This is a genomic window from Tolypothrix bouteillei VB521301, assembly GCF_000760695.4.
Taxonomy (GTDB): domain Bacteria; phylum Cyanobacteriota; class Cyanobacteriia; order Cyanobacteriales; family Nostocaceae; genus Scytonema; species Scytonema bouteillei_A.
The window spans coordinates 6,515,947-6,535,909 of sequence record NZ_JHEG04000001.1; the positions used below are offsets into that span (position 1 = coordinate 6,515,947).

Below are 19,963 nucleotides of genomic sequence, written 5' to 3' on the forward strand. Positions count from 1 at the left end.
CGATGCGATTTCAATCGCCTCAAGAAATCGGGGAAATTTTGCTGGCTCGTAAATCATCTCAAAAACCCACGCAGGCGGGTTTCGCCTGTATACGATGCGATTTCAATCGCCCGCCATCCTAAAATAGGATCTGTTTCAATACTGCTCTACTCATGAATCCACAAAACTATCAATTTCACTACACCTTCACTGGTTCTTCAGATAAACCACTGATTCTTTTTCTACACGGTTTCATGGGTAACAGTCATGAATTTGACGAAGCCATAACATTACTATCTAAAGAATTTTACTGTCTCACAGTTGACCTTCCCGGACACGGGAAAACAAAAATTTTTGGTGATAGCGATCGCTATACAATGGCAAACACTGCTGTAGCTCTAATTCATTTACTAGACGAACTAAAAATTTCTCAATGCTTTTTAGTGGGTTATTCAATGGGTGGAAGGCTAGCTTTATATCTCACTCTCCATTTTCCACATCGATTTTCAAAAGTTGTTTTAGAGTCTGCTTCTCCTGGCTTAGCCACAATTACCGAACGAGAAGAGAGAATAAGACGTGATGAACAAATTGCCAGAAAGCTAGAAAGAAGTGTTGAAAGAAATGATTTTATCGCTTACCTGTCCAACTGGTACAATCAAGCAATTTTTGGCTTGATTAAAACCCATCCTCATTATCAGGTTCTCCTAGAAACTCGGTTGCAAAATAACCCAATTGAACTGGCTAAGTCATTACGTTTTATGGGTACCGGACAACAACCTCCGTTATGGGAAAAGTTGAAAGAAAATACAGTTCCTATGCTTTTGCTAGTTGGTAAGTATGATGAAAAATTTGTAGATATTAATGGAAAAATTTCTAATTTTTGTACATTTTGTCAATTAGAAATGATTGATAAAGTAGGGCATAACATCCATTTTGAAAATACTCTTGCTTTCGTTGAAAGTGTTAGGAGATTTTTTCTGGAGGCGGAGCCTCGTAAAATACATTCCCAGGCTGAGCCTGGGAACGAGTAACTCAGGAACAAATGAATCGATCGCCAGTTACTGGTTGCTGTTAACTACAGAGTTCAATTCTTCTTGCAACACCCTCTGATAAATATTTGGCAAAGACCGACTAACAGAGTTAGTTTCAATACCATAACCCAAACTGGTCCAAGTAGGAGATAACCGACGCAAAACGTCTTTTATCTTTCCTTGACGCAGTTGTTGAGATATATCTACTCCCCAAACTTGCGAATCATTAAGCCAACGATAAACTACAACGTCTTGATACTCTGCTTCAAAACTATAAGAAGACCAAAACATAAATCGGTTGGGGTTTGGGTGATAGCGCGATGCAATTCTATACCAGGTCGTATTTATCACTTGATATCTACCAGCAGCTGTCGAACAGTTACCTTTGTTTGGACCTGAGACAATAGTGACGCATATCTCAGGATGGCGGCTGAGATTGTTCACTTGTTGTCCTCCGTATAAAAGCGAATAGGGACGATTACCACTCGCTTCACTCGCTGAAATAGTCCGCATGAGGGCGCGAATATAAGGATCGCCCCCTTTCATGACTAGGGTTGGTTGTCTTTGACTAAATACCGGATCGGGTTGCGATCGCAAATCACCAAACACGTACCACTGTATCAAACATATAAAGCCAAGAAGAGCGACTATCGGTCCTATAAGCTGTTCAACGCCGCCTTTCCGTTGTTCTACACTTTTCAGAGTCCCACTCCTTAAACTTGCCTGCTGTTGTCAATCAAAATATAACAACAATATCTGACGTAATGTTTCAGTAAAAGTTCGTTAACGCTTTGGTAGTTAGTGGTTAGCCGTCAGTGTTAAACCACGTTGGTAAATAATTCACCAAAGCTTTTTGCAGGGGCGTCTTCCCTAGCAACGATCTCCACAATTTTATTTTTCGCTGCTGTTTCAAAAAGTGCCTCTACACAAACTTGTGCAACTTTCTGGCGGGGAATGCTACCGTCAAACAATGTATCAGCGCTTTGCATGACAATCCGATTGGAGTTATCCTCATTTTTTAACCCACCAGGTCGAACAATCGTATAAGTCAAACCGCTTTTTTGGAGGAATTCCTCTGCTTGCTTTTTCCAAACTAGAATGAGCCAGAATAAATTCAGTGGGTGAAAAAACTGTGAAGTACACAACGAAGAAACCAAAACAAAATGCTCAATTCCCTTTGCTTGCGCTACCTCTACCAAATTTTTTGTGCCTTCATAGTCCACCTTATAGGGTCCTGTCGGGTCAAAGCTTGGCGACGCCCCTGTGGCGCATAGCAGTACCGTGCTATCTCCTAATGCAGTAGACAAGTTTTCTGGGTGTAACACATCACCTTGTACCAATTCTGCTTCTATCGGTAAAATACTTCTTGCTTTCTCAATATCTCTGACCAGAGCACGAACGGGTATATTCCGCGCTATCAGTTCTTGTACTATCCGACGACCCGTTTCACCTGTTGCCCCTGCTACAAATGCTTTCATTGTATTTTGAGAAACTTGTATTTTTACAATTCTGTTTTCTATTTTAGAGATTCTTTATGACAGATTTTTGAGATTTGAGTAAAAATGGTGATTTAGTGCGAAACATTCCACTGAATTTGGGAAGTATTAATTTAGCTAGATTGTTCAGCATATAAAGAATAGTTATATGATTTCAAACAATTCGGAATATCGATCCTTGGATACAAATGAAGCGGTCTTTTCCATCCCGTCAACTGTAGAAACCTCTGAGGATACGACTCTAGACGCAACTATAGGGACGCCAAGAAGGTTTTATGGCTGTTACAGTGATTGTATGGAAATGCCTGCTCCTTCTAAGATTGTTGCTGAATATCTAGATAATCATGCCTTATGGTTTTCGCGTTGTGCTGAACCGATGAAGGTAGAATCTCTGAGTAAAAATGGCTATGCTCTCACTGTCGGTCGCTTTGGCGCATTTGGCTATGAAGTTGAGCCAAAAATTGGTTTGGAATTATTGCCTCCTGAGGAAGGAATTTATCGCATTCAGACCATTCCAATTCCTAATTACCAAGCTCCCGGTTACGATGTGGATTATAAGTCATCGCTACAGTTACTAGAAACTGATGCCAAAGACTCTAACCATAAGGCTGGTACAATCACGCAAGTTGAATGGGAACTGCATCTAGCTGTTTATATTCACTTTCCAAAGTTTATTCAGCGATTACCTAAATCTATCATTCAATCTACAGGCGATCGCCTTCTCAACCAAATTGTTCGCCAAGTTTCCCGGCGCTTAACTCGCAAAGTTCAAGAAGATTTTCAAAAAACTTTATATCAGTGACAGGAGAGCCGACTTCTTAAAGAAGTCGGCTCTCTTGCAGCGAGCATTAGCCACTCTCAATGACTATGCTTGGGTGAGAATCCTTTGAACGATTTGCACTCCGGTAATAGCTTGCCAAGCAAAAAGACCTAGAAGAGCAAAATTTAATAAAATATGAGTTGCACGCGCCCAGTTTGCTCCTTTTTGCATATAGGGAGATAAAGCAGCCGAAAAGGCAATTAAACTAGTCATCCCTAACCCTGCTAGCAAGTGAGGTCCGACAAACAGCTTACCGTTATTAATATATGTAACGGCCATACCACCAACAGCACCCGCCACCATAAAGGCTAGAAGTAAAGAGCCAATTTGGTGGTGTCTGACATTATATTTACCTTTTATTAATTCTTTCTTTTCTTCACCCTGAGCATTTCTGGTCCGTTGAACTTGTAGTCCCAAATATGCTGCATATAGAGATAGGAGCAGTAGCGCCCACATCGCGATCGGGTGGAAGAAATTTAACCAATACTTAACTGACGGCGAAAGCTCCAGATTCATGGTGTTCTCCCAATAATTAAATCTTAATAAAAGTTATCATAACGCTGTAGCCAATGGGGAGTGAGGAAGTGGTAAGTAGTTATTAGTTAGTGTTTAATCGTTAGTAGTTAGTAGGTGCTACAACAACCAACCACTAACAACCAACCACTAACCACTAACAAATGACGAACAACGATGCCTTGCTGTTGGCTGCGAAGAATGGCGATATCAAACGGGTGCAAGCATTACTTAACGCTGGCGCACAAGTCGATACAGGCAATGGCGATGGCACAACAGCTTTAATGTTTGCTGCTAGTTTGGGATATACCGAGATCGTGCGCTTGCTTCTCGATCGAGAAGCAAACATTAACATCCGGAGGAAGCGTTACGGTTTGACAGCTTTGATGTTAGCAGCTAGCGCCAATCAGCTTGACATTGTGAAGCTGTTAGTGTCGAGAGGGGCTGATGTTAATACGACTAATGAAGATGGCAGTACAGCCTTAATGGTAGCTGCTCTAAAAGGTCATGTTGAGATTGTCCGCGCCTTACTTGCTGCTGGAGCAGAGGCAAATATTAAAGATAAAGATGAGGATACAGCTTTCAATTTAGCAGTTAAGCAAGGACACGCTACAGTTGTACAAGCACTAATACAAAACGGTGCAGATGTCAATAGTAAAAATGAAGAAGGCGATACCGCTTTGATGGTAGCAGCGGATTTAGGTCATTTGCAAGTCGTTCAAACATTAATAGCTGCAGGTATTGATGTGAAGGCACAAAACGAGGATGGCGGAACTGCTTTGTCAGCCGCAGCCGCAGCAGGATATAGTGCGATCGCATCCGCGATACTTGCACATCAAGCTGATGTGAATGCTCGAGACAAAGATGGCGAAACAGCCCTCCATCTTGCTGTAGTAGAAGGTTATACGGATGTTGTTAAAGTTTTACTTGATGGCGGTGCAAATGTAGGCATAAGAAATAACTTAGGCGATACACCCTTGCTTACAGCAGCATTGCAGGGGTACAGCTCAATTGTTGAGTTACTCCTTCAACGGGGAGCAGATAGCAATGAGAAAAATTTGGGTGAATTTCCACTAACACTAGCAGCTACTCAAGGACATACAGAAACAGTCAAAGTTTTGCTCGCTCACGGTGCAAATGCGAATATAAAAGCAGACGATGGCAAAACAGCACTGATAAAAGCAGCGGAACGCGATCGCATTGGTGTGCTCGAACAGCTTCTAGAAAAAGGAGCAGATGTTAACTTGCAAGATTCCGCCAAAGCCACAGCCTTAATGTGGGCGGCTTCACGAGATTGCGATCGCGCCGTGCAATTGTTGGTGCAAGCAGGAGCAGATGTGAATGTCAAAAATCAAGGTGGTTATACAGCTTTGATGTTAGCTGAATTTAACGGATGTCATAGAGTTATACGAACTTTAAAAGCTGTAGGAGCACAGGAATAATTTTAGTTGTTGATAAGTTACCATAAAATCAAAGATATCCAAAAAGTAACCCATGTCTGAATCAGTCCAGTACATTACTAATGAACAAGGAGAACGAGTTGGTGTACTGTTAGATTTGCGAACATACCAAGACTTGATAAACTTATCAACGACAGATGAGGAAATTTTAAATGGCTTAAGTTTGGATGAACTGCAAGCTTTAGCAGAAAGTACATTATCTCTAAAAACTCAAGTTCAATTAGATGATTTACTAGTTCGGAATGCAGAAAATCAACTATCAGCTGATGAAACTGCTACTTTAGACCATCTGTTAGCACAGGTCGATCAACTAAACATTCTCAAAACCAGAGCTAAGTACACCTTAAAGCATTTTGATAAAACATCGGAAGTGGCGTGAGCATTTACGTTCCTGTTGAATTACAAAAACGCATTCGGAACCATTTTGTCAATTGTTGTGCCTATTGCCGTAGTGCTGAAGCTCTAACAGTTACTTTTTCAAGGAAGTAACAAATGTCTTGATTTAGCCTTGCTTCAAATTCGCGGACAAAATCGCTTACCAAAATTAAACTTTGCTTCCTTGAGTGCAGTTCGCAAGGGACAACAAGTGTTTGCCATTGGTTATCCTCGTGGAATTAAGCCTTCCTCGATTACTCAAGGGATTGTTAGTAACATTTACACAGAACTAGGTTTTATTCAAACAGATGCCAACCTTAACCCTGGTAATTCTGGAGGTGCTTTGTTAAACAGTCGGGGAGAACTTTTGGGTATCAATACTAGGAAAGTAGATACAGACACTAATGGGATGAATCTTGCAATTTCTAGCGAGAAGATTCAAGCTTTTATTTTAGCTTACAAGCAAGGACTTTCACCCTCCATAGGTCAATTCCTAATTCCTGCTACTAAGCAAAAGAACAATCAACTCGCCCAAAAACTAGCTCTTAATGGTGTGGATGGTCAAACTTTAGCTAGTGGCAGCGTGGATCGGACTATTAGGATTTGGCGAACATCTCCTTGATTTTATTTTGGGGAGGCGTGATGTGTCGGCTGCTGCTATTATCATACAAGCAGGGTGACTGCTTGAAGATTCATTGATTAAAGATAACTTGTGCTGTTTGGGCTATGGCTCCTAGAAACAAAAGTAATCTGCAATTACCCGCTAATTACGGGGAGGCGCTCAAATCCATCAAAGCACGTATTCATTCTACCCAAATTCAAGCCGCAGTAGCAGTCAACAAAGAACTGATTGCACTTTATTGGGATATCGGACAGGAAATAATCTCTCGCCAAGAGTCCGAAGGATGGGGAACTGCTGTCATTGAACGGTTGGCTAAAGATTTGCAAAAATCTTTCCCTGGAGTTAAAGGCTTTTCAGCACGGAATATTTGGCGGATAAGAGCTTTTTATCTCGCTTATACTCTTGATGTCAAAAGTGTTGTGGATGTTATACCAGGTGTGGATGGAATAATTCTGCCACAAGCTGTGGCAGAAATTCCTTGGGGTCATAATATTTTATTATTGGAAAAGGTAAAAGATTTAAAAGCAAGGTTTTGGTATGTTCACAAAACCCTTGAGCATGGTTGGAGTCGTTCTGTTTTATGGCATCACATCGATACAAAGCTTTATGAGCGACAATTTGAAGCTGAAAAAACGACAAATTTTAATTTTACTCTACCTTCCCCTCAATCAGATTTAGCACGGGAATTATTAAAAGACCCTTATAATTTTGATTTCTTGACTTTAGCAAAAGATGCTCAAGAAAGAGATTTAGAAAGGGGTTTATTAGAGCATATAAGAGAGTTCCTACTAGAATTAGGAGTTGGATTTGCTTTTATGGGCAGTCAATATCACCTCAAAGTTGGTGATGAAGATTTTTATATTGACTTACTATTTTATCATGTCAAATTGCGTTGTTATGTAGTTATTGATCTAAAAATGAAGGAATTCAAACCAGAATTTTCAGGCAAGATGAGCTTTTATGTTTCGGCGGTTGACGATATATTACGACACCCTGATGACCAACCTACTATTGGAATTATCTTATGTAAATCAAAAGATAAAACAGTGGTTGAATATTCATTACAAAATATGAATAGACCGATTGGAGTTTCAACTTATAAATTACGGGATGTTTTACCTGAAAAATTACAAGGAAGTTTACCAACTATTGAACAGTTAGAGGCTGAGTTAGACGCGGTTCCTTTAGAAATCGAAGATGAGGAATAAAAAATAGAAAATAGCCCCCCTGCAAACTCTGTCATTGATGACTCTAGTCTGCTGAAAACTTTGAGCGGACATTCAAACGTTGTTACTTCGTCGCTATCAGCCCGAATGGGAAGATTCTTGCTAGTGGTAGTGATGACAACAGCATCAAAGTGTGGAACACCACAAGTGGGATCTGGACTAACTTAGCCGCTAACGCTTGCGATTGAGGATTTGTTCGGTTGTTAGCTGAAGTTCTGTAAATCGGGATTGGATGAGTGTATTTCCTGTATACTCCTCCTCCTCATACAAACCATCAACTAACTTATAAACCGTTATCTTGCGTTTCTCTGGGTCGATCGCCCAGTACTCAGGAACTGCTCTTGCTGCATATTCAGAACGCTTAAAGCGATAATCGCGTTCGCCCTTGGCGCAAGCCGTACCCGGCTTATCTTCATTGGTTTTACCAGGTGACACGACTTCAATAATTAACTCTGGTGGAGGCATTTCTAGGTCGATTGTACCTCTGTTTGTTTGTCCCAAAATTTCTGCTAGTTCCTCTGACAGAATCATGAGATCTGGTAGCCGTGTCTGTACTTGCGATCCTGATACTGCAATCTCCGTGTCTTTATGACAAATTTGCGTGTCTAGTAGGAATTTAGCAAACTGGAGTGCTAAAAAAAATGAAATTCTAGAGTTGAGAGGACTTTCGGGAGGCATTTCAACTAACTCTCCACCCACAAATTCATACTTCTTATCCGTATTATCGTTGTAGCGTAAGTACTCCTCAAAGGTCTTAGGTAACTTAGTGGTTTGAGTCATAGCGGATAGCTACCCCAGCTTTAAGCAATTCCAACAAACACATATATTATAAAGAATTTAGAAAACACCCTAAATATTCCTATGTCTTCTGCCGAAGTGCCGTTAAAACACCCTACTTCATTTCTTCCACCGATCGCTGCGATCGCTACCACCCCTACAGGTGTCAAAAAATTACAAACCCTATCTCAAATCGATTCTGTCAATATTTGGGTTCCAGAATCTTTAGCAGATATGCCAGGTACGCAAGTTTACACTGGTTCTCTGAAACAACACATAGCCAATCTGTGGCAAACACACCGTGCTTTTATCTTTTGTTTGGCAACTGGTGCAGTGGTACGTTTAATTGCACCTTTGTTGCGACACAAATCCACCGATCCCGCAGTGATAACACTTGATGAAGCAGGACGGTTTGTCATTAGTTTGTGTGGCGGACATCAAGGCGGTGGCGATAAGCTAGCACAGTTAATTGCCTTACAACTCAATGCAACACCAGTTTTGTCTGGTGCTTCCGCCAGTTTGGGATTACCCGCAGTAGATACGTTAGGTGTACCCTTTGGTTGGAAGCGGGGTGAAGGTGATTGGACGGGTGTCAGTGCGTCTGTTGCGCGGGGAGAACGAGTACAAGTCATTCAAGAAACAGGTTCTACTCTTTGGCAAACAGCTTTCAGTACCCAGCCATCGGCTTTTATTTTTCAAGAAGACCCTTCCGCCACGGCTAAAATTTGGATTACCTCCAAACTCCCCCATACCTCCCCGATACCTCAAATTCACTGGTATCCGCGAGTTTTATGGATTGGAATTGGCTGTGAGAGAGGAACTTCAGAACAACTCCTAGAAACGGCAATTCAACAAGTTTTCCAACAACATCAACTAGCAGAAAGTGCGATCGCAGGAATTGCCACCATAGACATTAAATCGGATGAAGTTGGTTTGGTAAAACTTTGCCAAAAACGCAATTTACCTTTAAAAACCTTCTCTTCAGACATCCTCAGCAAAATATCCGTTCCCAATCCGTCTCAAGTCGTTGAAAAAGAAGTTGGAACTCCCAGTGTTGCAGAAGCTGCTGCTTTATGTGCTGCTCAAAGTCAAACTCTACTCATTGCCAAACAAATTTTTAAACCCTCCCTCACTCCCTTACTCCCCCACTCCTCCCCTCCTCTCCAAGGAGCAGTCACAATAGCTATTGCCCAAGCAGAAAAAGAATACATCGGTCGTACTGGAGAACTGTTACTGATTGGTACCGGACCGGGACAAATCAATCAAATGACACCAGCAGCACAAGCCGCCGTCACTAGTGCAGATGCAATTATTGGCTACAGTTTATACGTAGACTTAATTCACCCTATTCTCAGACCGGGACAAATTGTTGAAGCGTTACCAATTACAAAAGAACGTCAACGCGCCCAACGAGCAATTGAGTTAGCGAATTGGGGATTGCAAGTAGCTGTTATATCTTCTGGTGACTGTGGAATATACGGCATGGCAGGGTTAGTATTGGAAGAGTTGCAAACCCAAGATTGGGATGGCAAAACACCTAAAATTCAAATATTTCCCGGTATTACTGCCATGCAAGCTGCTGCATCTAGAGTAGGAACACCTTTGATGCATGACTTTTGTGCTATCAGCTTGAGCGATTTACTGACACCATGGGAAATGATTGAAAAGCGTTTAGAAGCAGCAGCGGTTGCTGATTTTGTGACTGCTTTATACAATCCTCGCTCTCAAACACGGATTCAACAGCTTGTAACCGCTCGAGAGATTTTCCTCAAATATCGCAATTCCGATACACCCGTTGCTGTGGTACGTTCTGCGTACCGTGAAGACGAGCAAATTACTCTCACAACTTTAGATAAATTACTCGATGTTTCCATCGATATGTTGACTACAGTGTTAATTGGCAATTCCAATACACGTTTTCATGCTAATTGGATGGTAACCCCAAGAGGATATCTTGGCTTTGCTAATAGCTAATGGCTAATGGCTAATGGTGCAATTAACAATTAGCTATTAGCTATTAGCCATTAGGTCTAAGAAAGTAGCTAATTATACTAGAAACTATTGATAGTACAATTGACCCTAGTAAAGCAGGTATAAAACCATTGATGGTAAAACCGTAACCGGGTGTGAAGACACTTGCTAACCAGAGGGTAAAAGCATTCAGAACAAATGTAAACAACCCGAAGGTGAGTAAGGTAATGGGAAATGTGAGTATACCTAAAATAGGTCGAACGATCGCATTAACTAGTCCGATAACAATTGCTGCTATGAGGGCAGCCACAAAATTTTTAATCTCAAAGCCAGGAACAATGTTGGAAGTTACCAGCAATGCTATGGCAGTCCCCACCCAGGTTAATAAAAAATGTTTCATAAAATTTTTCCATCTTTCTGTTCACAATATTCCTATCAAGCTAAGATCTTTGCAAGATGTTTGCTTTGCAATAAGCTGGGTACAGCTTGCGCCGAAGAGATCGCTACCGTAGAACGCGTGTTCAAGACAGTAAAACCAGGTTTCTGCAAAAGTTTTAACAAAAAACATAAATCTTTTCATAAATTTTTAGCTAAGGCATCTGCAATAACAGATTTATATAGATAATGATTTGTTAAGCTGTAAGCGCTGGTACGAGGAGCAATGTCAGCGCAATGCACTGGTTGTTATCTGGTCGTTTAAGAGTAGAGAAGTTAACGGTTAAGATAGAAAACTTACCAGAATCGTTACAAGGTACGAAGCTGGTACACCTATCTGACTTGCACTATGATGGCTTGCGATTGTCAGAGAAAATGTTACAAGAAGCGATCGCAATTAGCAATGAAGCTGAACCCGACTTAGTTGTACTGACAGGTGATTACGTAACTGACGATCCATCACCCATTCAGCAACTGGTGCTACGACTCAAATATCTCCAAAGTCGTGCTGGAATCTACGCTGTTCTGGGTAATCACGACATCTATTTCAAACGTTCACAAGCTACAGTTACGGATGCACTTAACAGCATTGGCGTTACGGTACTTTGGAATGAAATTGGTTATCCATTTGGGCAAGAACTACCGTTAGTGGGTTTGGCTGATTATTGGTCGCGAGAATTTAACCCTAAATTGGTGATGGATCGGTTAGATCCTACCAAACCTTGCATCGTACTATCGCATAATCCCGACACAGCGGAGATTTTGCAAAAATGGCGAGTCGATTTGCAATTATCAGGTCACACTCATGGCGGTCAAATTGTGCTTCCGGTAGTGGGACCCGTTGTGGTTTATTACAAAAAGTTTATTCGCAAAGTTTCTAAAAAAATCCGGCGCTGGGTACCTTATTTGCGAGGAGACTGCGCGAAAGTCGTCAAACATTGGGAATGGGCGCAAGGTTTCCATACGGTCGGAAACAATCAGCTTTACGTCAATCGCGGTTTGGGAACATACCCCCCTGGACGTTTGTTCTGTCCTCCTGAAGTGACAATCGTTACTTTAGTAAGTGATGACAAGAGCTAGAGAACGGGATTGGAACCAAGCAAAAGACACGCACTCTCAACAATCAACCGCCAAAAGCTACTATAGGATACTGCAAGGAGCTTTTGGCGGTTTATGGGTAATTCGATCGATTGATAAAAAAACAGAAAGTAACTCAACTAAGGTGGACAGAATTTCGCAACTAAACCCGTTCAGAAATTTGTGTTCTTTATATTCCAGCTAGGCAGGCATTTTTGCTGTGCGTTCAAAAACCTCCAAATTAACTCAATAAATTCATCTTTAGGCGAAAACACATTTACGGAACACAAAACCTGACTGGCGATTGCGAACTTACTAGATGCGGGAGGCACTGGCTCCAGTAAGTACTCTACAAATGAACTTCTTAGACTTGTTTGGTGCCATATGTTTAAGTTAACACGCCCTTTTGGTAACGGTCAAAATTGTTACCTAATTTTATCACCCTTAACTTTCTTTAATAGACTCTTAAATTTTCGATAACTTAGCTATTACTTGACCCCAAGCGGTTTATTGAAGAAGGAAGAAAGAAGGAAGGAATTTCTTCAAGCTTCTTCCCTCTTCTAACTTCGGTTCTTCCTTCGTTTTCCAACATCAAACTTCACGCGCCCTAGATAAAAAACCCTATAGAGCGAAGAGAAAGAGAAGGAGAGGATGATTGTAGTTATATGGCTTACTGTGATTTTCGATTAGGTGATGTTATCCAAACTTTTAGGTTGACAGGCAACGCACAACTTGAAGCGACTGCTCAACCCTAGGTAGGGTCGGAGGACGTGCCTTGATTTCCGAGTCGTTCATCTCACGCTTGTGCTATGCCTTCACGCTGCGCGAACGCGGTAAGACGTGGGGCTTCTGCCCGATTAAGCTAAAAAAAATTGTCCGCACATCTGCGCTCGAATTTGTAGAAACTACAAATGAAAAACTAAAATCAGTTTTGGGACAATTTATTGCAGAAATGGTAGCAGTACAATTATTTGATAAAATTTCAAAGAATTCTTAAAAAATAATTTATAAAGTCGTAAATATCGGCACTATTTTGCTGTTTTGAAGTTAGAGTAAAAAATTTTTTTAATAGATTTAAGCAAATGTTATATAAAAAAAAAGTTCAAGAATATGTTGGAATTTTTCACAATTGCGATTGGGCAAAGTAGTAGCAAATGGGACAATAGCAAGTAGAGACTGAGTAAAAGTTCTTTTTTGATTGGGAAGGATTGTTTCATACTTGACAATCGGTTGTAGTAAAACGAAACTATCAAGACTTCTCTCTAGTACTGGGGTTAAATATTGATGATTGACCAAAGCAAGAGAAATGAGATAAGTTGACAATAGCTAATTACATGGGAATAACTTAATTGTTTTATCTCCACTGCCACTAGCTGCCAAAGTTTTCCCATCCGGGCTAAAGGCAACACAATAAACGGCATCATCATTGGCTGTAAAAGTGCGAATTTCCTGACCCGTATCCACTTGCCAAAGCTTCACTGTTTTGTCTCTACTACCACTTGCCAAAATTTTACCGTCGGGACTAAAGGTGACAGAACAAACATCGTCTGTATGCCCTGCAAGTGTCTGTAATTGTTGACCGTTAGGCAATTGCCAAATTCTAATCGTCTTGTCGCTACTACCACTGGCAATTTGCTTTCCATTCGGGCTGAAAGCAACAGAATTCATGCCTCCAAAAGAATCAGGATTTCCTTTAAGAGTTAAAAATTTATCCTCAGTTAAATACCAAACTTTGATAGTTTTATCATTACCTGCGCCGCCACTGGCTAAAATTTTGCTGTCAGGGCTAAAACCAACACATAAAATTTCATCAGAATGTCCTTGAATACTATGTATTTCTTTATAAGTATCTGTAGACCAAAGTTTAATAGTTCTATCTTTAGAGCCACTAGCTATAGTTTTTCCATCAGGACTAAATGCAACAGCATAAACTTTGTCTTTATGTCCGGTAAAAGTGAAAATTTGTTCTCCTGTCACAACATTCCACAACTTAACAGTTTGGTCGTCGCTTCCACTCACTAAAATCTTACCATCAGGACTAAATGCAACTGCGTTCACGCGAGAGGGTTCTTCTCTTCCTTGAAGAGTACGGGCTTCCTTTTTAGCAAGATCCCAAATTTTTATAGTTTTGTCATGACTTCCACTAGCTAAGACTTGTCCATCAGAACTAAAAACAACAGACATAACTCTATCTGTATGTCCTTGAAGAACACTTTGAAAGATTATTTCCTGTGCGGCTTTAGATGCAGAAATATCTGGTGTAGATGCTATTGCTGTCTGATTAATCTGTGGATTCAAGGGTGGTGGTAAGCTAACAGGTGCTGAGAACTGAGTGTTTTGTGACTTTGTTGGTATAGGAGCAAGTAATTTGACATTTGCTTGAGGTGATTGAGTCTCAGAATTTTTAGATTGTCCGCTTTCTGTCTCATTTTGAAATTGAGGTTTTGTCTTGGTAACTAATTCGGTTAACGCTTGTACTTCCGTTTGGAGTTTGGTTAAAGTATTTAAACATTCTTCTATCTGCTTTTGAGTGCTATGACTCAGTTGTTGTGTAAAAGTATCCAGTTGAGTGAACCGCTGTTCCCAAGACTGCAAACCTTGCATTTGTTGTTGGCTGTTTTGATTGAGGTGCTGTTTAAAAGCATTCAGTTGAGCTAAACTTTGAGTGAGGGGTTCGATCTGTTTTAGAGTGTTTGCGCTCAGTTGTTGCATTCCGGTCTCGATTTGAGCGAGACGCTGCTCCCAACGCCCGATTTCCTGAAGTTTTTGTTGGATAGTTTGATTTAATTGTTGCGTTAAAACATCCACTTGAGACAAACGCTGGTTAAGTGGATTCATTTGATTTTGAGTATTTTCACTGAATTGTCTTATAAAGGCATCAAGCTGGGTTAAATGCTGTTGAAAAGCATCAATATTTTGTGTTTGCTGATACCGTTGTAATTCTTCTACTTGTTGTTGAAATGTTGTTCTCAAATCTCGAACAGTTGTCTCATATTGTTCGAGACGTTGCGTAAAAGTCTCTAAACTTTGCCGTTGCTGGTTTTGAAGTGTTTCAAGTTGTTCTCCTGTGGTTGTGCTGAGTTGTTGGGTGAAATTATCAAAGTTAGCAAGACGCTGGCGGAGTGGATTGAGAAGTAGATCTTGTTTTACCATCAGTTCTTGCTGGTTCTGCTCTTTCAAAAACTTTAATCGTTCTCGGTTAGCAATGTTCAAGCAGACAGAGATTGTGAGGGGAGTTGCTACATAAATCATTTGTTGGGTGAGCGTTGTTGCAACTAATCCTAAGGCAGAGAGAGAAATTGAGGCGTATTCGCTAACTTCTAGCCAATGCAGTTTGGTCATAATGGGTGGTCTGCTGTGGTTGGTACTTGGAGAGAAAACCGCTGGATCTTGCAACGCGACGCGATTTTAAGAGCCTACCTTCATCTTCTTCCAATAAACACGGACAAACTGTGCTTGGAATTTCTCATTAACCAAGAATCGAGGTAGGAAGTATGAAGTATAAAGTATAAAGGATGAAGGTAAAAGTGCTTTATGCCAAGTCGAAGCGATCGCTTCGCTTTGTGCGAGCACATCCTCCGGTTTAAACCCTGTTACTGACAAGCATTCACTTTATTCCTTATCCCGATCTTTGACTTATCGGTATCGCCGATTGAGTCCAAGTAAACTCTTTATCCACCGAAAAAACCTGCCGATCGGGAATTTTGACCTAGATTTCTGTTTGGAGCGTTTGGAACGTCTTGATGAGGATGACGAATAATTTTCTCTAATCCTTAACTGCCCTTCTAATTGTGCTGCTTTATCTAAATCTGAGTTGGCTCGATGTTCGTAACCCAGTACCGAACAAACATATCCACGGTACTTGTATGCTTCTGTATAATTTGGATTGAGCCGAATTGCATGGGTAAAGTCGGTTAAGGCGTCTTTGTATCTTCCTAATTTTACGTTCTCGACGCCATCGTTGTAAAATGCCTCAGCATTGAAGCGGCTGACGTAAACTCTTGCGATCGGTGTTTGATAAGATTCGCTTGTTGGATGGGGATGTTCTGCCTGAGTAGGCTGATAAGATTTAAGTTTGTTATAAGCTTCATTAATAAGTTTTATTTTTTCCTCTGCTTCTTCCTTCTGCTGCACTAGTGAAAAATTATCTGGATGCCAAATTTTAACTAGCCTGCGGTAAGTATGCTTGATCTCTGCTTGCGATGCACCGGGTTTTAGTTCTAAAACAAAATAAGCCTCTTCTATACTCATGCGATCGCTCATACGGAGAATAGGATGCACTGTAAATCTATGTTAATTATTCCCAAAAACTTTTAATGTTTTTCCAGAAATAGTCAACTTTGCCAAATCTTAATCGTTGTATCTCGACTGCTACTAATAAGAGTTTTTCCATCCGGACTAAAAGCAACAGCATTCACCGAATCCGAATGATGACCTATGGTGTAAAGGTGCTCTCCCGTATCCGTTTGCCAAAACTTCACACTTCTATCCGCACTACCACTGGCAATTTGCTGGCTATCAGGGCTGATAGCAACAGACAAAACAGAATCACTATGTCCTGTTAGGGAATTGTTTTGCTTACCTGTATTTATATCCCACAACTTGATAGTTTTGTCATAACTTCCACTGGCTAAAATTTGTCCGTTAGAGGCGATCGCAACACAAGTTACTCTCCCCAAGTGTTTGTTAAAAGTGTGTAAAAGTTTTTTACTTTTTATCTGCCAAATTTTGATACTATTGTCACCACTTCCGCTTGCTAAAACTTCTCCATTTGGGCTAATTGCTAGAGAATTGATAGAGTAAGAATGTCCCTTAAGAACGTGTAGAAGTTGTTCTATAGCTATATGTGTTATTTTGATGGTCGTGTCCCGACCCCCGCTAAAGATAAATTGACCATCCAGACTTAAAACCAGGGAAAAAATGGGGGTTGAATGAATTTTGAGAGTCTTGAGGAGTTTCCCTGTCGCTACTTCCCAAATCATAACACTACAGTCATCGCTACCACTGACTAAAGTTTTGCTATCAGGACTAAATGCAAGGCATCTTACCCATTTATGATGACCGATGAGAGTATGTAACACTTTTCCGGTATTCAAATGCCAAATTTTAATCGTGTTATCACTACTTCCACTAGCAAAAGTTTGACCATCAGGACTAATTGCGATCGCCAAAACCCAATTGGCATGATTGAGTGTACGGACGCATTTCCAAGGAGAAGTGAATACTGATGTTTCACTTGATGGTTGTGATGGATTCTTAGGAGATTTTGAAGCTGGTGGTGCGGATTGATATTTTCTTGCTTCTCGTTCCAGTCTGGCTGCATTTCTAAAATCAGAAGCAGCTCTATTTTCCCAACCCATTTTTGAACAGGCAAGCCCTCGATATTTATAAGCTTCAAAGTAGTTGGGATTGAGGCGGATTGCTTGCGTAAAATTTTCTATTGCTTCAATATAATTTTTCCTTTGGGCTTGTTCCATACCCCATTTATAAAAAGTTTCGGCATCGGAGCGATTGGAGTAAATTGTTGTTTTTCCGGTTGAAGTTCCACCCCTAGAAGCAGATGCTTTTGCCAAACTTGGTTTTATAAACTTTAGTAATTCATAAGCTTGGTTGATTCTTTTAATTTTTTCCTCAGCCTCTTGCTTTTGCTCAGCTTCGGAAAAACGATCGGGATGCCAAGTTTTTGCCAGTTTGCGGTAAGCAAGCTTGACATCCTCAGGTGATGCATCAGGAGTCAAGCCAAGAATATCATAAGCACGCTTTATGTCCAGGCGATCGCTCATACTAGGAAAAATAATATCAATTGTAAATCCATGCTAACTTTTCTTAGAAATCCCTATCATTCCGTTCAAACACCCCACAGCGGTTACCACTGGGATGGTATGAGTCGCCGCTTCTTTGAAGGTTGGTATTATAGGGTCACTTTACCCCAAGAAGGCCAAACATTTGCTTTCATGTACTCAATAGAAGACCCAAAAGGCAATCAACCTCACAGTGGCGGTGCAGCACAAATTCTCGGTCCAAATGATGAGTACCTGTGGCGTACCTTTCCCGATACCAGTAAATTTTGGGGAAGTCCGCAGCGACTGGGCTTGGGACATTGGGGGAAAACAAACCGCAAGACCCAACCGACTTATCTACACCCTGAGGAATTTGAACGCGATATTTTAGAAGGCTACCAAGCAACAGCAACCCTAAACCAAGGATTTATCAAAGACCCTGCAAGCGGTCAATATTGCCGTTGGCAATATGAAATTCAACCCATCTACGGCTGGGGCGATCGCTTTAGTATTCAGCAATCCACTGCGGGTTGGCTGTCATTTCTACAAATTTTTGAGCCGGGATGGCAAATTTTAATGGCACATGGTTTAGCATCTGGTTGGATTGATTGGAATGGTAAACGTTATGAATTTACCAATGCTCCAGCCTACGGCGAGAAGAATTGGGGAGGCGCTTTCCCGCAAAAATGGTTTTGGGTAAACTGTAATAGCTTTGAAGGCGAACCAGATCTCGCCCTCACTGCAGGCGGAGGAAGGCGTGGTGTTTTGTGGTGGATGGAATCTGTAGCGATGGTAGGCTTGCACTATCAAGGGAAGTTTTACGAATTTGTACCTTGGAACTCCCAAGTCAGTTGGAATATCAGCCCTTGGGGAAAATGGCAAATTCAAGCAAAAAATTCCCGTTATGAAGTTGAGGTAATAGGGACTACCAATTTACCGGGCACTCCTCTACGTGCGCCAACAACTGATGGTTTAATCTTCTGCTGTCGGGACACAATGCAAGGCGAGTTAAATTTAGAACTGCGAGACAATAATACGGAAAAAGGAAAAACTATCCTGAGGGCAAGCACCTTCCTGTGTGGATTAGAGATAGGAGGTAGAGGCTGGGAAAACTCCTGGCAGTCCCGCTAAAAGTGGTATCATGGTAATGATGTTATTTTTCTGGGGCTGTAGCTCAGTTGGATAGAGCGAGCGCCTCCTGAAGTTTCGGGCACCATAGAGGAAACTCTATGAGTGAATGTGGTTAAATTCGGTGAACCCTAAAGAGTTAGAACTCCCTCATGGGAAAACTATAAGGGAATACCGAGCCAAGCCCAAAAATTTGAGATTTGAGATTTAAGATTTGAAATTTTATTTATGGAATCCAAAATCCAAAATCCAAAATCTAAAATCGAGGGAAGGTGTAGAGACTAGTAAGCCACCGCCTAAAGGTACAAAACCTATGGTGAAGGTATAGTCCGGAGAGTGGGGAAACTCACACAAATCTGAAGCGCTAGGCCGCCGGTTCGAATCTGGCCAGTCCCGTTAAAAAGTTAAATGAAGTTAGTAGATAGTGGTGAGTTGTTAGTAGATAGTAGTTGGTAGGTAAAGTACCGATTCACTAAGTCTTTTCCCCTACTTCTGTCAGAACGCATAGCTTCACGCCCCTACTAACAACTGTAAGGGCGCAAAACCTTACGCCCAACTAGCAACTGTAAGGGCGTAATGCCTTGCGTCCCTACTAACAACTAACCTTTTTTCAAAGAAAAACTTTTGTTCAAACAGTCACTCTTTGATAGAACCTTGAGCAAGCCACCATTGAAAGCTATTTCTTCTCGGTTTATGCTATTAGCCCTACCAGTGATGCTTTGGTGGGGTTACAAAGAAATGCAAAGCCAATTTGCGCGACCCCAAGCTATTTTAGTGTTGGGTGGTTCAACATCAAAGTTAGAGCGAGAGAAATTTACAGCAGATCTGGCTCGCCAAAACCCACACTTACCTATTTGGATTACTGGAGGTAGCCCACCAACGATCACCAAAAGAGTATTTAGAAAAGCTGGAATCGATCCGAAGCGTTTGCATTTAGACTATAGGGCGCAAAATACAGTAGAAAACTTTACAACGCTTGTTGATGATTTAGAAAAAAGAGGGATTAAGAGCGTCTATCTCGTAACTTCAGACTACCACATGCGTCGCGCCCGTGTTATAGGCAAAATTATTTTAGGTAGTCGGGGCATTAATATTAAACCAGTGTCAGTTCCTTCTAGAACATCTCCCGAACCAATTGAAAAATCTATTCGCGATGGGGTAAGAGCAATTGTTTGGATAGCAACTGGTTATGCAGGGAGTGAAGAACTTCAAAAATACAAGCAGTGAAATATCAATTCACAAAATAACTTCATTTTGTAGTATGGGGTATCTT

The 19,963-nt window shown here is 41.1% G+C and carries 20 protein-coding genes and 1 pseudogene; 12 read left to right on the forward strand and 9 right to left on the reverse strand.

What is annotated here, in order from left to right; genetic code table 11:
- Positions 1–152: 152 nt before the first annotated feature.
- Positions 153–1,010 (forward strand): 2-succinyl-6-hydroxy-2,4-cyclohexadiene-1-carboxylate synthase, encoded by an 858-nt coding sequence (gene menH, locus HC643_RS26385; RefSeq protein ID WP_038081239.1) that lies wholly within the window; start codon positions 153–155, stop codon positions 1,008–1,010.
- A 27-nt stretch (positions 1,011–1,037) separates the two neighbouring features.
- Here the strand turns inward: menH and HC643_RS26390 are convergent, their stop codons facing one another.
- Positions 1,038–1,712, reverse strand: a complete 675-nt coding sequence (locus HC643_RS26390) for a glycoside hydrolase family 24 protein (RefSeq protein ID WP_050046834.1) — start codon at positions 1,710–1,712, stop codon at positions 1,038–1,040.
- A 116-nt stretch (positions 1,713–1,828) separates the two neighbouring features.
- Positions 1,829–2,488 (reverse strand): NAD(P)H-binding protein, encoded by a 660-nt coding sequence (locus HC643_RS26395; protein WP_038081235.1) that lies wholly within the window; start codon positions 2,486–2,488, stop codon positions 1,829–1,831.
- A 166-nt stretch (positions 2,489–2,654) separates the two neighbouring features.
- On the opposite strand from HC643_RS26395, the gene HC643_RS26400 reads away from it, so the two are divergent.
- A complete protein-coding gene (locus tag HC643_RS26400) occupies positions 2,655–3,308 on the forward strand; it encodes a DUF1997 domain-containing protein (protein ID WP_038081233.1) in 654 nt (217 codons plus the stop codon).
- 63 nt (positions 3,309–3,371) lie between these two features.
- Here HC643_RS26400 and HC643_RS26405 read toward each other — a convergent pair whose 3' ends face one another.
- Positions 3,372–3,842: a DUF4079 domain-containing protein gene (locus HC643_RS26405; protein ID WP_038081231.1), complete on the reverse strand. Its 471-nt coding sequence runs from the start codon at positions 3,840–3,842 to the stop codon at positions 3,372–3,374.
- A gap of 161 nt (positions 3,843–4,003) precedes the next feature.
- Between HC643_RS26405 and HC643_RS26410 the strand changes: the two genes are divergently transcribed.
- From HC643_RS26410 to HC643_RS42650, 5 genes and pseudogenes are all read left to right on the forward strand, one after another.
- The gene (locus tag HC643_RS26410; RefSeq protein WP_050046830.1) at positions 4,004–5,281 is read left to right on the forward strand and encodes an ankyrin repeat domain-containing protein; all 1,278 of its coding nucleotides are present in this window, start codon (positions 4,004–4,006) and stop codon (positions 5,279–5,281) included.
- A gap of 52 nt (positions 5,282–5,333) precedes the next feature.
- Positions 5,334–5,678, forward strand: coding sequence for a hypothetical protein (locus tag HC643_RS26415; protein ID WP_038081229.1), 345 nt, complete (start codon positions 5,334–5,336; stop codon positions 5,676–5,678).
- 126 nt (positions 5,679–5,804) lie between these two features.
- Positions 5,805–6,296: pseudogene (locus HC643_RS26420) on the forward strand (S1C family serine protease); the annotation flags it as partial.
- Positions 6,297–6,400: 104 nt separating this feature from the next.
- The gene (locus HC643_RS26425; protein ID WP_038081227.1) at positions 6,401–7,504 is read left to right on the forward strand and encodes a PDDEXK nuclease domain-containing protein; all 1,104 of its coding nucleotides are present in this window, start codon (positions 6,401–6,403) and stop codon (positions 7,502–7,504) included.
- 113 nt (positions 7,505–7,617) lie between these two features.
- Entirely contained in the window at positions 7,618–7,710 is a 93-nt protein-coding gene (locus tag HC643_RS42650) for a hypothetical protein (protein ID WP_419723339.1), read from the forward strand.
- On the opposite strand, the gene HC643_RS26435 is transcribed toward HC643_RS42650, so the two are convergent.
- Entirely contained in the window at positions 7,694–8,302 is a 609-nt protein-coding gene (locus HC643_RS26435; RefSeq protein WP_038081225.1) for a Uma2 family endonuclease, read from the reverse strand. The two genes, HC643_RS42650 and HC643_RS26435, sit on opposite strands and share 17 nt — an antisense overlap.
- 81 nt (positions 8,303–8,383) lie before the next feature.
- Between HC643_RS26435 and cobJ the strand changes: the two genes are divergently transcribed.
- A complete protein-coding gene (cobJ, locus tag HC643_RS26440) occupies positions 8,384–10,273 on the forward strand; it encodes a precorrin-3B C(17)-methyltransferase (protein WP_050046828.1) in 1,890 nt (629 codons plus the stop codon).
- Positions 10,274–10,316: 43 nt separating this feature from the next.
- On the opposite strand, the gene HC643_RS26445 is transcribed toward cobJ, so the two are convergent.
- On the reverse strand, positions 10,317–10,670 hold the full coding sequence (locus HC643_RS26445; RefSeq protein ID WP_038081223.1) for a phage holin family protein: 354 nt from the start codon (positions 10,668–10,670) through the stop codon (positions 10,317–10,319).
- Between the two features lie 272 nt (positions 10,671–10,942).
- Between HC643_RS26445 and HC643_RS26450 the strand changes: the two genes are divergently transcribed.
- On the forward strand, positions 10,943–11,785 hold the full coding sequence (locus HC643_RS26450; RefSeq protein ID WP_038081221.1) for a metallophosphoesterase: 843 nt from the start codon (positions 10,943–10,945) through the stop codon (positions 11,783–11,785).
- Positions 11,786–12,557: 772 nt separating this feature from the next.
- Positions 12,558–12,779, forward strand: a complete 222-nt coding sequence (locus tag HC643_RS26455) for a hypothetical protein (protein ID WP_137986597.1) — start codon at positions 12,558–12,560, stop codon at positions 12,777–12,779.
- A gap of 329 nt (positions 12,780–13,108) precedes the next feature.
- Here the strand turns inward: HC643_RS26455 and HC643_RS26460 are convergent, their stop codons facing one another.
- The 4 genes from HC643_RS26460 to HC643_RS26475 all read right to left on the reverse strand — a co-directional run bounded on the left by HC643_RS26460 (position 13,109) and on the right by HC643_RS26475 (position 17,565).
- Positions 13,109–15,124 (reverse strand): WD40 repeat domain-containing protein, encoded by a 2,016-nt coding sequence (locus tag HC643_RS26460; RefSeq protein WP_038081220.1) that lies wholly within the window; start codon positions 15,122–15,124, stop codon positions 13,109–13,111.
- A gap of 66 nt (positions 15,125–15,190) precedes the next feature.
- Positions 15,191–15,355: a hypothetical protein gene (locus HC643_RS26465; RefSeq protein ID WP_153021452.1), complete on the reverse strand. Its 165-nt coding sequence runs from the start codon at positions 15,353–15,355 to the stop codon at positions 15,191–15,193.
- A gap of 63 nt (positions 15,356–15,418) precedes the next feature.
- On the reverse strand, positions 15,419–16,045 hold the full coding sequence (locus HC643_RS26470; RefSeq protein ID WP_038081218.1) for a J domain-containing protein: 627 nt from the start codon (positions 16,043–16,045) through the stop codon (positions 15,419–15,421).
- Positions 16,046–16,116: 71 nt separating this feature from the next.
- Entirely contained in the window at positions 16,117–17,565 is a 1,449-nt protein-coding gene (locus HC643_RS26475; protein WP_038081217.1) for a WD40 domain-containing protein, read from the reverse strand.
- A 30-nt stretch (positions 17,566–17,595) separates the two neighbouring features.
- Here HC643_RS26475 and HC643_RS26480 point away from each other — a divergent pair, with 30 nt between their 5' ends.
- Both HC643_RS26480 and HC643_RS26485 read left to right on the forward strand, forming a co-directional pair.
- Positions 17,596–18,693, forward strand: a complete 1,098-nt coding sequence (locus tag HC643_RS26480) for a tocopherol cyclase family protein (RefSeq protein WP_038081215.1) — start codon at positions 17,596–17,598, stop codon at positions 18,691–18,693.
- A 690-nt stretch (positions 18,694–19,383) separates the two neighbouring features.
- A complete protein-coding gene (locus tag HC643_RS26485) occupies positions 19,384–19,917 on the forward strand; it encodes a YdcF family protein (protein WP_038081243.1) in 534 nt (177 codons plus the stop codon).
- Positions 19,918–19,963 lie beyond the last annotated feature (46 nt).

What these genes read in the sequence shown, in the direction of transcription:
- HC643_RS26475 (WP_038081217.1), bottom strand. Translation starts at nt 17,565, where the DNA reads ATGAGCGATCGCCTGGACATAAAGCGTGCTTATGATATTCTTGGCTTG.
- HC643_RS26425 (WP_038081227.1), top strand. Translation starts at nt 6,401, where the DNA reads ATGGCTCCTAGAAACAAAAGTAATCTGCAATTACCCGCTAATTACGGG.
- HC643_RS26460 (WP_038081220.1), bottom strand. Translation starts at nt 15,124, where the DNA reads ATGACCAAACTGCATTGGCTAGAAGTTAGCGAATACGCCTCAATTTCT.
- HC643_RS26445 (WP_038081223.1), bottom strand. Translation starts at nt 10,670, where the DNA reads ATGAAACATTTTTTATTAACCTGGGTGGGGACTGCCATAGCATTGCTG.
- HC643_RS26480 (WP_038081215.1), top strand. Translation starts at nt 17,596, where the DNA reads ATGCTAACTTTTCTTAGAAATCCCTATCATTCCGTTCAAACACCCCAC.
- cobJ (WP_050046828.1), top strand. Translation starts at nt 8,384, where the DNA reads ATGTCTTCTGCCGAAGTGCCGTTAAAACACCCTACTTCATTTCTTCCA.
- HC643_RS26415 (WP_038081229.1), top strand. Translation starts at nt 5,334, where the DNA reads ATGTCTGAATCAGTCCAGTACATTACTAATGAACAAGGAGAACGAGTT.
- HC643_RS26400 (WP_038081233.1), top strand. Translation starts at nt 2,655, where the DNA reads ATGATTTCAAACAATTCGGAATATCGATCCTTGGATACAAATGAAGCG.
- HC643_RS26450 (WP_038081221.1), top strand. Translation starts at nt 10,943, where the DNA reads ATGCACTGGTTGTTATCTGGTCGTTTAAGAGTAGAGAAGTTAACGGTT.
- HC643_RS26405 (WP_038081231.1), bottom strand. Translation starts at nt 3,842, where the DNA reads ATGAATCTGGAGCTTTCGCCGTCAGTTAAGTATTGGTTAAATTTCTTC.
- HC643_RS26410 (WP_050046830.1), top strand. Translation starts at nt 4,004, where the DNA reads ATGACGAACAACGATGCCTTGCTGTTGGCTGCGAAGAATGGCGATATC.
- HC643_RS26435 (WP_038081225.1), bottom strand. Translation starts at nt 8,302, where the DNA reads ATGACTCAAACCACTAAGTTACCTAAGACCTTTGAGGAGTACTTACGC.
- menH (WP_038081239.1), top strand. Translation starts at nt 153, where the DNA reads ATGAATCCACAAAACTATCAATTTCACTACACCTTCACTGGTTCTTCA.
- HC643_RS26485 (WP_038081243.1), top strand. Translation starts at nt 19,384, where the DNA reads ATGCTATTAGCCCTACCAGTGATGCTTTGGTGGGGTTACAAAGAAATG.
- HC643_RS26395 (WP_038081235.1), bottom strand. Translation starts at nt 2,488, where the DNA reads ATGAAAGCATTTGTAGCAGGGGCAACAGGTGAAACGGGTCGTCGGATA.
- HC643_RS26470 (WP_038081218.1), bottom strand. Translation starts at nt 16,045, where the DNA reads ATGAGCGATCGCATGAGTATAGAAGAGGCTTATTTTGTTTTAGAACTA.